The organism is Dyella sp. GSA-30 (assembly GCF_027924605.1).
Lineage (GTDB): Bacteria > Pseudomonadota > Gammaproteobacteria > Xanthomonadales > Rhodanobacteraceae > GSA-30.
In genome coordinates this window covers 2,901,499-2,913,760 of record NZ_AP027042.1, presented here as the reverse complement: position 1 = coordinate 2,913,760, position 12,262 = coordinate 2,901,499, and the positions used below count along the sequence as shown (strand labels likewise).

At 60.4% G+C, this 12,262-nt stretch carries 10 protein-coding genes; 3 read left to right on the top strand and 7 right to left on the bottom strand.

From position 1 onward, the window contains the following. Positions 1-521 precede the first annotated feature (521 nt). Positions 522-1,406: a helix-turn-helix domain-containing protein gene (locus QMG46_RS12785; RefSeq protein ID WP_281848215.1), complete on the top strand. Its 885-nt coding sequence runs from the start codon at positions 522-524 to the stop codon at positions 1,404-1,406. A gap of 51 nt (positions 1,407-1,457) precedes the next feature. Here the strand turns inward: QMG46_RS12785 and QMG46_RS12780 are convergent, their stop codons facing one another. Beyond that, entirely contained in the window at positions 1,458-2,195 is a 738-nt protein-coding gene (locus QMG46_RS12780; protein WP_281848214.1) for a DUF2182 domain-containing protein, read from the bottom strand. Positions 2,196-2,225: 30 nt separating this feature from the next. Further along, positions 2,226-2,990 carry a DUF899 domain-containing protein gene (locus QMG46_RS12775; protein WP_281848213.1) on the bottom strand — a complete coding sequence of 255 codons (765 nt, stop codon included), beginning with the start codon at positions 2,988-2,990 and terminating at the stop codon, positions 2,226-2,228. A gap of 91 nt (positions 2,991-3,081) precedes the next feature. On the opposite strand from QMG46_RS12775, the gene QMG46_RS12770 reads away from it, so the two are divergent. Both QMG46_RS12770 and QMG46_RS12765 read left to right on the top strand, forming a co-directional pair. After that, positions 3,082-4,302: a helix-turn-helix domain-containing protein gene (locus QMG46_RS12770; protein ID WP_281848212.1), complete on the top strand. Its 1,221-nt coding sequence runs from the start codon at positions 3,082-3,084 to the stop codon at positions 4,300-4,302. Positions 4,303-4,609: 307 nt separating this feature from the next. Then, positions 4,610-5,242, top strand: a complete 633-nt coding sequence (locus QMG46_RS12765; RefSeq protein ID WP_281848211.1) for a Vgb family protein — start codon at positions 4,610-4,612, stop codon at positions 5,240-5,242. Positions 5,243-5,260: 18 nt separating this feature from the next. Here QMG46_RS12765 and QMG46_RS12760 read toward each other — a convergent pair whose 3' ends face one another. The 5 genes from QMG46_RS12760 to QMG46_RS12740 form a co-directional block, all read right to left on the bottom strand. Next, positions 5,261-5,968 carry an ArsR/SmtB family transcription factor gene (locus tag QMG46_RS12760; RefSeq protein WP_281848210.1) on the bottom strand — a complete coding sequence of 236 codons (708 nt, stop codon included), beginning with the start codon at positions 5,966-5,968 and terminating at the stop codon, positions 5,261-5,263. Positions 5,969-5,990: 22 nt separating this feature from the next. Continuing rightward, positions 5,991-6,995, bottom strand: a complete 1,005-nt coding sequence (locus tag QMG46_RS12755; RefSeq protein WP_281848209.1) for an alpha/beta hydrolase — start codon at positions 6,993-6,995, stop codon at positions 5,991-5,993. A 126-nt stretch (positions 6,996-7,121) separates the two neighbouring features. Then, positions 7,122-7,604: a hypothetical protein gene (locus tag QMG46_RS12750; protein ID WP_281848208.1), complete on the bottom strand. Its 483-nt coding sequence runs from the start codon at positions 7,602-7,604 to the stop codon at positions 7,122-7,124. Positions 7,605-8,008: 404 nt separating this feature from the next. Then, complete coding sequence (locus QMG46_RS12745) at positions 8,009-8,929, bottom strand: YihY/virulence factor BrkB family protein (RefSeq protein ID WP_281848207.1); 921 nt, start codon at positions 8,927-8,929, stop codon at positions 8,009-8,011. Between the two features lie 86 nt (positions 8,930-9,015). Then, a complete protein-coding gene (locus QMG46_RS12740; protein WP_281848206.1) occupies positions 9,016-12,117 on the bottom strand; it encodes a TonB-dependent receptor in 3,102 nt (1,033 codons plus the stop codon). Positions 12,118-12,262 lie beyond the last annotated feature (145 nt).

Sequence of the window (12,262 nt, the reverse complement as noted above, 5' to 3'; positions counted from 1 at the left end):
CTGCCGCACGGCAGGTATTCTGTAAAAACTTACGTAGACAAACGCAATAGAACGCCGCACCCTGTGCCTCCCGATTCCCTGGGGACGCCAGCTCCCTACCCAGGCAACGCGACATGCATCGCTGTTGTCGAGTAGAAAGCCAAGATCATGCGCGAACGCCTGCGGGCGCTGGCTGCCAAGCAAGCCCTCACCACGCGGAATTGCTACGCCCCCGTTCCTGACGTCAATCTTTCGGAAAGTTTATGGGGATGGTGCGTAACGACGATATCCGACTTGTCTCATCAGATTCGTCATTTTGTCTCCGGCATTCCTGATTTGAATATCAGATATAACTCGTACATATGCCATTAGTCACGCGACAGTTATTTACAAAACAGGTCGCCGATCACTATTCCTGTAAGCGGCTTGGATAAACTCCGCCGCTGTCTCGAGCGTGTGCGACAGGGGAAAGTAGTGAGACAAGGGATACGTGTGTCGACGAAGCAGGTTGAAACGCCGCGTGCTCGCTGCTGGCCGACCGCATGATCGTCGGCTCGTCGAGATTTAACCAACCGCAGTACCAACGCGACCGCAAGCTGGCTCAGCAGATCGGGTTCGATCAATACCTGCTGCAGTTGTATCTGGTCGGCTCGAACGAGAGCACGTGCGATGGGCGTCCGATCTTTCTGCGCTCGGGCGATATCTGCCTGTTCGATCTGGCTCGGCCTTTTTCCACCGTTGCAACGGATGGTTCCACCGTATCGTTGGTACTTCCAAGGGGGCCGCTGAATCAGGCAAACCGCGGCAAGAGCCTGCATGGCGTGATCATGCCGGCGGAGCGACCGCTGACACGGATCCTTGCCGATTTTGTTCTGAGCGTGTGTCGAGCGGCATCCGATCTCAACGACCAAGAAGCCTTTGCCGTCGAACAGTCGCTGCTCAGCCTGCTGATCGCGGGGCTGGCCCAGGATAGCTATGCGGTAACACCCGAAGTCAGCACGCCGATGATGCAGATGCTGCGCCAGCAGTTGCTTGAATTCATCGAAGCCAACCTCTACGAGCGCGAACTCGGCCCTGCCCTACTGATGCAACGCCATCAAGTTTCGCGAGCACACTTGTATCGGATATTCGCCGCCGATGGCGGCATCGCCAAGATCATTCGCGACAAGCGGCTTGATGCTGCCTATCGCGAAATTGCCCTGGGCGTAAACGCTGGCGGAAAATCGATTACCGATATCGCGCTGCGACTGGGCTTTTCCAACAGCAGCCAATTCGCGCGCGCGTTTCAACGCCGCTTCGCGATAACGCCCAGGGAAGCTCGCCAGCAAGGTGCTCGCGCCACCCATCCCAGGCCGTCACCGCCGCAGGAGCATACGGTTCGCTATTACCAGGCTGTCGACGATTGGCTCGAAGAGCTGTTCAGCTGATCTGAGCGAAGCGATCTGATCAACTACACCTGGCAAGTCGCCAAATCCGGCTCAGCCGACGCCACGCACAATCAAGCCGAACCCTGCGGCCATGACGATGACGCCGACCGCTCGCGCAACGCGCATGCCGGCCGGCCAGAGCCGTTCGACCGTGATGGCCACCGTCACGGCGGCCATCACGCCAAGGTCCATCACGCCGTTGACGACCAGCACCGCGGTGAAGCCAGCGCAGCATAAGCAGCAATGAATGCCGCGGCGCAGGCCGTCTCGCCACGCGCTGCCGGCGTTCGTCGGCATATCGCGCGCGCATGCCGGAACGTCACGGCAACAAGCCAACAGGTGCGCCTTCCAGGCGGTGAACTGAAGCGCGCCGGCCATCGCCACGACAACACCCGTGGCGACCGGCACGACTCTGGACACCGTCGACTGGTGCATCGCGAGCGCTGCAAACCCTGCACCCAGCAGAAACACAACCACGCCGAGCACGATCCACACCAGGAAATAGCCCATGCCGACCAGCGCGGCAAGTCGGTTGGAATGCAAGCCACGGTAACGCCACAGGACAGGCATGAGCGACGGCAGCATCATCGCCGCCATCATCGCTGTCCACATACCCAGGAATGACGCGGCAAGCGCCGGCCAGCCCTGCCCGCTCATCGGCATCCACGTCATCGACATCGTCCACTCGCCGGGCATCGGCATCGTGCCCATGCCCGACATCGCCGTGCACCCGGCAATCGTGACGGCCGTGCTTGCGGCAAACAGCAGCACGCACGCCGCCCAAAACATGCTTTCATCGCGCCGGGCCGACATCGCTGCTCAGCCGTTGCCGTATTCGTCGTGGCGCCGCCACCAGACACCCGTCTCGTTGCGGCCCTTGGGCGCGCGATCGAGCCATTGATACATGCCCCAGATACCGTCGACGCCGCGCGCGTACGTGGAATACGTGTGATAGATGACGCCCTCCTCCATCACGAAGGTGCTTATGCCGGGACGGTCGCGTGCATAGGTGCTTGGATCGGTGCCACAGGTATCGGCGAACTGCACGACCGGTTCGGGCACCGGTGCGGCATCCATCGCGTGCCCGCCGCGCTGGTAGTTGTATTCGATCTCGCCGTCGCGCTGTTGTTGTTCGGTGAAGGACACATTGAAGTCGAAGTTGAAATCACCGCTGCTCGACGACGCCCAGGGAAAGGTCCATCCCATGCGCTTCTTGTAGGCCTGCAATTTTTCCAGGGGCGCCCGCGACATCGTCCAGAACGCGACATCGTGATGCTGCAAGTGGGTCACGATGCCATTGAAGCTGTCGGCAATCGACGAACACGACGGGCAGCCGGCCTTGTAGTCGGGGCCGAACATGAAGTGATATACGATGAGCTGCGAGCGGCCGCCGAACAGGTCCGCCAGCGAGGCGCCACCTTGGTCGGTCTCGAATCGATAGGACTTGTCGATGCGCACCCAAGGCAACGCCTGTCGCTGCTGCGCCAGCGTGTCATTGCGGCGCGTAAGCTCCTTTTCGGCGTCAAGCAGCTCCAATCGCGCCGCCAGCCATTCTTCACGCGTCCCGGTCGTATGTGTCGTCATAGCCTTCTCCTCTGTTAATGCGGTGGTGGTCGTGAGATAGACTGAACCCGGGCAATCGAACAGTGGGAGTGACAAGTGTGTCGGGATTTCGATGGACTCGCTGATCACGGCCGCGGCGCGCGCACTGGCCTCGGGTGATCCACTAGGCGCACTGAACCGCGTCGCCCTGCGTGACGATGCGCCGGCACTCGCGCTGCGCGGCATTGCGATGGCGCAACTGGGCGATCTCACGCGCGCGAAGACACTCCTGCGTAGCGCCGCGCGCGCATTCGGCCCGAAAGAGCCGGTGGCCCGCGCACGCTGTGTCGTGGCCGAGGCGGAGATTGCACTGGCTTCACGTGAGCTTGGTTGGCCGGCGAAAACCCTCGATGCCGCGCGGGTGACACTCGAACAGCATGGCGATCGGGTCAATGCCGCACATGCGCAGTATCTTCAGGTGCGGCGGCTTTTGCTGATCGGCCAACTCGACGAAGTCGAGCGCGTGCTCGCCGGCCTGGATACAACGCCCTTCCCGCCCGCGTTGATGGCCGCGCACGAACTGGTCCTGGCAGGCATCGCCATGCGACGCGTACAGGCTCAGGCCGCGCGTGCCGCGCTCGATCGGGCGACGCATGCCGCGCGTCGCGCCGGTATTCCCGCGCTGGCAGCAGAGGTCGATAGCGCTCGACTGGTTCTGAATACACCCGCCGCGCGCCTGATCGCAGATGGCGAACAGCGGCTCGTACTACTCGACGAGGTCGAGACCTTGCTGGCGTCGAAAGCATTCGTCGTCGATGCATGCCGCTATATCGTGCGCGATGCGCATAACGTGGTGTCGCTCGCCACGCGCCCGGTGTTATTCGCGCTGGCCCAGATGCTGGGCGAAGCGTGGCCGGGCGACGTGTCGCGGGAGACGCTTATAGAGCAGGCCTTTCGCGCAAAACTCATCGATGAAACGCATCGCGTACGCTTGCGTGTCGAAATCGGAAGGCTTCGCGGCATGTTGGAGCCACTGGCCAATATCAACGCGACAAAGCGAGGGTTTGCGTTGGCACCGCGGCATGCACGCGATGTTGTCTTGCTGGCGCGACCGGTCGAGGAAAAACACGCCGCTGTGCTCGCTTTCCTGGCTGATGGCGAGTCCTGGTCGAGCTCGGCCTTGGCGCTCGCGCTCGGCGCCAGCCAGCGCACGGTGCAGCGAGCGCTCGATACGCTGGCCGCAGCCGGCAAAGTGCAGTCGTTCGGCCATGGACGTGCACGCCGATGGATGACGCCACCCCTGCCAGGATTCGCGACGACCTTGTTACTCCCGGCTCCGCTACCGGGCGACTAGGATGGCGTTGCACGGGAAGCCCGAATGACCGGCTACCTTGTAGGAGCGACTGCAGGAATTCTTGAAAAGCCCTCCTAGTCGTCATCCCGGCGCAGGCCGGGACCCAGTGACTTTGTGATCGGTTATCGCAAGAGCCAACAAGCATCGGCTCTATCGCAAAAACCAGAAACCGAAGCCACTGGATCCCGGCCTACGCCGGGATGACGACTAGAAGAGGTTGAGGTTTTTGGAGGTTCCCTGAAGTCGCATTTGCACATTAAACCAGCCCTCAGAAGTCCTCTCACATCCAAAGGTTCTCGAGACACCCATGAAACGATCGCCAGCCAACATCATCCAGGAGTACGGCCCCTTCCCGGGTGTCGAACGCGTGCACGGCGTGACCTATGACGGTCAGCACGTGTGGTTTGCTACCGGCGACAGCTTGAAAGCCATGGACCCCGCCAGCGGAAAGACCCTGCGCTCGATCGATGTTCCCGCGCACGCGGGCACCGCCTTCGATGGCGAGCATCTATTTCAGATCGCCGAAGACCGCATCCAGAAGATCGACCCTGCCACCGGTCGCGTACTGACCACCATTCCGGCACCGGGCGGCGGCGCCGACTCGGGACTTGCATGGGCCGAAGGCACGCTGTGGGTGGGGCAGTATCGGGAGCGCAAGATCCATCAGATCGATCCGCAGACCGGCGCAATCCTTCGCACGGTTCAATCCAATCGCTTCGTCACCGGCGTCACCTGGGTCGACGGCGAGCTTTGGCATGGCAGCTGGGAGGATGATCAGAGCGACGTGAGGCGCATCGACCCGCTCACCGGCGAAACGCTCGACATCCTGGAGATGCCGGCCGGCGTCGGCGTATCCGGCGTCGAATCCGATGGCGCGAACCGATTCTTCTGCGGCGACGGCGCCAACAGCAAACTCCGAGCCATACGTCGCCCCAAGTGAGATCCCGTAAGCGACGCGCTACGCTGGCATAACCGCCAGCTGCGTTATTCCAAAGATCGACTCCAGTTCGCGCAGCCCCTTGTTCGTTACCGTCAATGCGCGACTGTCGAGTTGTCGCTGCAGCCAGCCGCGCCTGATCCCGAGCTCAAGCAGCGCGGCACCCAAGGCGCCACCCACGTGCGGACGACGCATGCTCCAGTCCATGCATGGGTAAGCGAAGCGGCGGCGTGGCGACAGCTCCGAGTCCATGCCGAGCTCGGCTACCTTGCGCACGCCCAGATCGGTAAGCACATAGTCGATCGCATCCGCGCCGGGGGCGATCCAGGCCATCGCCAGCAAGCGGTCATGCCACGCTACGCCCAAGGTTCCGGCCAGATGGTCGTAACAAGTGCGCGCCATGCGCAGCGGCGCAGGCGTCGATGGCACGAAACGCGGAGTTGCTGGATTGGCCACCACCATCAAGGCCTCCAGCGCCTGGGCCACGTCATGATTGGCCAACCGATAGTAACGATGGCGCCCCTGCACCCATACCTCGACCAGGCCCAGCCGCTTCATTCGCTGTAGATGCGCGCTTGCCGTCGGCGCCCCGACACCCGCGACGACGGCAAGCTCGGTGCTCGTACGCGCACAACCGTCCATCAGGCAGCAAAGCATGCGGCTGCGCGCGGGCTCGGCCATCGCCGATGCGACGCGGGCCAGGCCGGTCTCGTGATCTTCGATGTCCATGGCGGCTACCTCGCAGGTTCGTTCACGGCGGCGTTGCTTCTGCCGCCTGGATAAACGCATTGACGCTTTCATACAGGGAACGACGGTTGTGTTCGAGATGCATCACATGCGTGCCATCGTCGATGCGCAACTGCCACTTCATCGGGCTTGCGGTAAACCGCGCCAGGAATGCCGACGCGCCGGCATCATCGACGATGACATCGTAGTTCCCATACACCACGAATACGGGTACATCGATGTCGGCGGCTGCATAAGGATAGACGCCGCACATGGCCGCGGCGATATCCACATTGGGCCCTTCCGGGATACGTATCAGGTCCGGCTCATCGCCCGACACGTGCGGGCTCGACGCCGCATAGGCCGCGGCCCAGCGCTGCTCGACGGCCGTTTCGAGCAAGTGCTTGCCCTTGGGAACCACGTCGGCAAATCGAAGCTGTGCCAACCGCTGCTGCGCCGTCAGCGAAAACCAGGCCCCATGGCTCCCCTCTTTCTCGGGCGATGCCACGGGAACGACCGGGCCGAAAAGGGTTAGCGACTTCAGCGCCGTCAGGTGTTGCGCAGCGTAAGTCGCAGCGGGGATCGTGCCCCAGGAATGCGCAATGACATGAAGCTCGCGCACGCCACGGGCGCTTTTCATGTGCGCGACAGCAAGCGCTATATCGTCCGCAGCCTCCTGTGCTCGCAAGACCGGCTGCGCATGTTCCGCCACATCCAACATCGCCGGCGGACGACTCGATGCGCCAAAGCCCAGGAAATCCAAGCCACAGGCCAGAAAACCCCGCTCGGCCATGAAATGCATCCACGAATCGCCGGGCGCGAATTCGAATCCGGCGGCAAGCCCGGTCGGGAAACTCGAACCATGAATAAAAAGTACGCCCCGCCCGGTCGGCTTCGCAGGCGCCATGCAATGCAACGCCACGCGCTGGCCGGATGCATGCGGCAACGCCAGATACGTCGTATCCATCGGGGCTACGGCAGTCCCCACCAGAAGCGCGGATACCCAACTCAACGCAACCATCGACAGCATGTAGCACCCGCGCGGTCAGCCCGAAAGGCAGCACCGTAGCGAGTCCGCGGTATCCATACTTCGATCGGCAACGAATCGTGATCGAACCGCAAGGCAGCCCAGGCGCCTTGCGGTTCGACCGAACGCTTACTGGTATTTGGTACCGTTTACGACCACGTAACCGGCATGCGGCCAGGAGCTGCTGGTGCCGTGATGGGTCCAGTCGATACCCTGGCTCGAGTCGTTATCGTAGTAGTAGCGACCCTGCACATAGGTGTTGTCGCCCACCATGACCCACGGCCACTTCGGCGCGTTCATCTGGTCCAGGTCGGAAACGATTTCGATCGTCACACCCTGGGCAACCTGCACGTAGAAATAACCGTGATTGCCACTGCGGGTGTGCTTGGCGGGAAGCACCGCGGTGACTACGCCGCAAACGTCAACGAACTGATCCGCGGAGATTTCACCATTCTCGAAGTTTTGCTGGTCCTGCAAGAACTGCGCGTTGTTGCACGGATACGTGGCCGTTTTCGAGAAGCCGGCGATCTCCCCCGTATCCTGCGCCTGCGAAGCCGCCGAACACAGCGCCAAAGTCCCTACTAATCCTAACGAAAGGAAACGAAATTTCATCACTATCCCTCATGATTAATTACCCCCTCCCATGAATATAGATAATAAACATTACGGCAACCATTCATCGGCGAAAATTAGTTCACACAGAAGGCCAACCAGATAACATTTTTTGATTCGCAATATTTTGTTGATGCGCCCAATGAACTGTTTTAAGCGCGAAATCGTTTTCAGCACAAGCATAAAACTCAACTCAAAATGCACTGACAAAAAATCGTCATAATTCCAGGTAAAACGGCTGTCCATACACAAACATGACCATCCGAATCAAGGCCATCAATTCATGAAGATACTCCACCGCTCCGTTATCGTTTTATCGGCGATTCTCGTGGCAGGACGAGCCCACGCGGCAAAACCGGATTGCAAAGGGCCGCCATGTTTACACCACTGAGTTTGACGCTTCGCTACGTCGGCCGATCGACATCCTTGTTGTCGCCCTGGGTAGGCTGCCGATCCTCCGGTTCATCGATGCGCTCCGCATAGCGATTCGGCTCGATGTGCGTCCCTCGTGCCACGGCCAGGCCATGGGTCAGCTCGGCGCCAAGCAGCACGATCACCGAGGCGTAGTACATCCAGGTCAACAGCACTACCACGGCGCCGGCCGGCCCGTAGGCACCGCCGACTTTGGCGTGATCCAGATAAAGCCCGATGACAAACTGGCCGGCAACGAACAACACCGCAGTCAGCACAGCGCCACGTGCAGCATCCTTCCACGGAATGCTCGCATCGGGCAGCACTTTGTACATGGCGCCAAAAGCCAGTACGAACACCACCAGCGAGGCGCAGATCTCGATCGACTGCCAGGCGAGCGTGTCGCCTGGCAGCAAGGTCTGGATGATGGCCGTGACGACGAAAGAAACGATCAACAAAAAGAAGATACCTATCAGCAAACCGATCGCACGCGCACGCATGCTCAGCCAACTAAGTACCGCCTCGCGGGTGCCGCCCTTGATCTGCACGCCAAAAATACGATTCAGGGTCGACTGCAATTGCGCGAACACCGTCGATGCGCTGAAGACCGTCACACCAATACCGATCAAGCCAAGGATATTACCCAGCCGCGGCTGCTGCTTGGCGTTGTCCATGACCAGCTTGATCGCACCGGCACCTTCTTTGCCCAGCACGCCGGCCAGCATGGCGACCAGCTGATCCTGCGACGACGGCTTGAGCACCGACAGGCTCCACAAAGTCAGCACCAGGATCGGTGCGAACGAGAGCGCCGACCAGAACGCCAACGCCGAGGCACGCGTCATCAGCTCGTCGTCGGCGAAGCCGTCGATGGCGACATGAAAGGTACGACCCAGCAATCGAATGAACTTTCGCATCCTGAAAGACCTCACGCACGATCGACACTATCGATGCACGCGTGAAGCGGAGCTCATGACATGGCAACTACAGTGCGTTTTCGCTGCTAACGACTGCCTCGGGCAAACCGGTAGGTCGCCTGCAACAGGACCTCGCGCCCGTACACGTTGTAATCCTCGACGTTGAAATACGGATACGTCGTGTCGCTGCGATCCTTGGGCGGCATCTTGTTGGCAATGTTGTTGACCAATAGCGATAACGACAGATCGTCGGTCGGCTCGTAGGCCAGCGTCCAGTTGAAGGTGATCCACGGATGCAGACGGCTGGCGCCGTTTGCGTTCGCTCCACTGTTTTGTGCCTTGAAATTCGGTGTCGCACCGTAACGGCGTCCGTACAAGGTGCTTTTCCAGCGATTGTCCACACTGACCCAGCTCAGCGTGCCGTTGACGATGCTTTTGAATCCGGCGTTGTACAAGGGATTGGTCAACTCATCGATGGGGAGCTGCCCCGGAGCAATCTGGTAGTCGTGCTTGAGCATGTCGCTATAGGCCAGCTGCACGTCGAACTTGCCCCAGCCCGTAGGCACGAATTGATAACGCCCCGTCGCCACGACCGAATCGACGACCTCGTTGGCCAGGTTGGCGTAATAGGTCGTGATGCCGGTGATCGGCGGCGCCGCCAACATGCTCACGGCGTTGCGAAGATTAGCGTTCAAGACGCCGCGCTGAACCTGGCCATCGACCGGATTGGTAATGGCCTGGCATTGTGCCGAGTTGTTGTCGAGCTGGCCGAGCAGGCACTGCGCATCCTGCCGCACAAGAATGTCGGTGTCCTGCGCAATCACCTCATCCTTCACCGCCGTATGCAGATAATCCATGCTCAGGCTGAAACGCTCGATCGGCGACCATACCGCACCCGTGCTCCAGCTCTGCGCCGTCGTCGGCTGCAAATTACGGTTGGCGCGCGACTGCCCCATCACGTCGGTAGTAAATCGATCGCAGCTCTGGCTGCCGGCAAGCGCGCAGCGATAGTAGTCTGTGACCTGGGTGTAATAGTTGGATGGCCCCAGATAGATGGCCGAGAGATCGGGTGCCTTGAATGCGGTGGTGTAGTTGCCACGCAACAACAGGCTATCGAATGGCCGATATTCGACGCCTGCCTTGTAGGTGAATTTGCTGTTGCTTGCCGCGTCATCCGACGAGTAGTAATCGTAACGCCCCGAAAGATCGACAGTGAGTTGCCGAAACATTGGCAGATTCAATTCGAACGCGGCCGCGCTATGCGAACGCCTGCCACCACCGCCGGTCGCGGCATGCTCGAAAATTTCGTCATCGGCGAACAATGGGTTGACCGGTTCGTACCACGCCTCGTTGCCACCTTCGGCCAGCACGGCAAAGCCGGCATCGCCGCCGGGCAGCTGGAACAATCGGGTATTGCTGATGGTGACACGCGTATCGTTGACCCAGGTTTTGCTGAACTCGCCAACGCCCTGGGTAAAGCTTGCATATTGCGCCGGTGTCAACGGCGCAAAGAATGCCGGGTAGTTGGGACGATACAAACCAAAACCCGTATCAGGATCGACGCCCACGGGATTGAGCAGGTTGTCAAAAAATCCGTCGACGCGCGACGCGATACCCAGGCGCTCGACGATCTGGGTGCGGTCGCTTGAACGCAGGTAGTAAATATCCCAATCCCAATTCGATTCGCCGAATTGGCCATTCGCGCCGATGTCCGCCTGGTACATCAAGTCCCGCTGACGAACCATTTGGCCGGTGGCGCCATGCGGCATTTCTTCCGGTGCGTAGATCTTTTCAGGATAAAGGATGTGCCCGGTATCGGCATCCTCGATCGCACCGCCCGGCAAGTCATCGGGAAACCAGCCGTCCACGCCGGTAAACCACTTCTGTTCCTGCCAATCGAGCAGCACGTCGCCATACAGACGCAACGTCGGGCTGACGTCGTATTTGAGCTTGAGCATGCCGTCGTAACTACGGCTCTTGTTGCTGTAGGTCGTATAGCCATACAGATCGGTCGAGCCGCAGTAATGACCTGCGTTGCCGTTATGGCTCGCCAGCATATTGCTGCCACCGAACAGGTTGCCGGCACAGCCCGCGGGTGGATCGAGAAAACCCTGCGCACGACCGGTAAACGTATCGAGCGTACCGTAGTCGAGAATGCCCGCCTGCAGGCTGGCCGTGCTCGAACCGCTCGGATTGGCGCGCGTGCCCGAGGTCAAGGCGCGTTGATAGCCCCAGATCGGCAGGCTGTTGTCGAACTCGAACATGGCCAGCACGTCGAGCTTGTCGAAATCATGGCCATAGCCGAAGGACACCCGCTGACTCGCACCGCCACCGCCGGTATAGCCACCAGCGCGTACCGATACTTCCGCGCCGTCGATATGCTGTCGCGTGATGATATTGATCACACCGGCGACCGCCTGCGATCCATAGATCGACGATGCGCCACCGGGCATGACGTCGATGCGTTCGACCATCGAGATTGGGATATTCGAAATACTGGTGAAGTTGTTGGTACCGTCGTATAGACGGCCAAAACTCGCGATCGGCTTGCCATCGATCAAGATGGAGGTGAACCCGGGACCGAAGCCGTTCAAGCTGACCGCTTGCGCACCCTGCGTGAACGAGCCCGAGGTCTGCGGACCTTGCACGGAACCGGTCGCCAGAACAATGTTCTGCAACGCTTCGGCGATGCTGTTGAAGCCACGCGCGCTGATCGCTTCGGCGCTCATGCTGTAGGTCGGCGTCGCGGTCTGGATCTGCGCGTTGTTGATCAGCGACCCGCTGACATTGAACACCTCGAGCGTGCGCGGCGCTTCCTGCTTGACGACTTCGGCCTTGGCCGGCGGTAGATTGTGGTGCGGCGCGGATGCAAACTGCAGCACGATGGTGGATTCGTTGACCGCTTTCCAGCTCAAGCCGGTACCGACCAGCAGTTGCCTCAATGCGTCGTCGGTCGTCAGGCGACCCGAAATACCTTGCGTGGTCTTGCCGGCCACCAGTTCGGGCGAATAGACGATTTCCACGTCGCTTTGTGCGGCCAACGTGTCCAGCGCACCACGCAGACTGCTGGGGGCAATCGTGTAAATGCGGGTTTGCGTGGACGCGGCATATCCCGCCGAGGGGACGCCCAGCATCAGGGCGTAGCTCAAGGCGATCGGGAGGGCACGCAGACCGTTTATAACGCGCATAGCACCATGGCACGACAAGCGGCGGAGCCTGCCGGATAGCCGTAGCCAACAATGCATGGGATTGCTTGCGCGTTCACCAACCTATGCCATGACTTGAGTCGAAACAACCCAAGTAGAGCATGGACTCAGGGGCAAAAACAGCGGC

Excerpts from the sequence above, each read along its gene's own strand:
- QMG46_RS12785 (WP_281848215.1), top strand. The coding sequence starts at position 522 with ATGATCGTCGGCTCGTCGAGATTTAACCAACCGCAGTACCAACGCGAC.
- QMG46_RS12780 (WP_281848214.1), bottom strand. The coding sequence starts at position 2,195 with ATGTTTTGGGCGGCGTGCGTGCTGCTGTTTGCCGCAAGCACGGCCGTC.
- QMG46_RS12775 (WP_281848213.1), bottom strand. The coding sequence starts at position 2,990 with ATGACGACACATACGACCGGGACGCGTGAAGAATGGCTGGCGGCGCGA.
- QMG46_RS12770 (WP_281848212.1), top strand. The coding sequence starts at position 3,082 with ATGGACTCGCTGATCACGGCCGCGGCGCGCGCACTGGCCTCGGGTGAT.
- QMG46_RS12765 (WP_281848211.1), top strand. The coding sequence starts at position 4,610 with ATGAAACGATCGCCAGCCAACATCATCCAGGAGTACGGCCCCTTCCCG.
- QMG46_RS12760 (WP_281848210.1), bottom strand. The coding sequence starts at position 5,968 with ATGGACATCGAAGATCACGAGACCGGCCTGGCCCGCGTCGCATCGGCG.
- QMG46_RS12755 (WP_281848209.1), bottom strand. The coding sequence starts at position 6,995 with ATGCTGTCGATGGTTGCGTTGAGTTGGGTATCCGCGCTTCTGGTGGGG.
- QMG46_RS12750 (WP_281848208.1), bottom strand. The coding sequence starts at position 7,604 with ATGAAATTTCGTTTCCTTTCGTTAGGATTAGTAGGGACTTTGGCGCTG.
- QMG46_RS12745 (WP_281848207.1), bottom strand. The coding sequence starts at position 8,929 with ATGCGAAAGTTCATTCGATTGCTGGGTCGTACCTTTCATGTCGCCATC.
- QMG46_RS12740 (WP_281848206.1), bottom strand. The coding sequence starts at position 12,117 with ATGCGCGTTATAAACGGTCTGCGTGCCCTCCCGATCGCCTTGAGCTAC.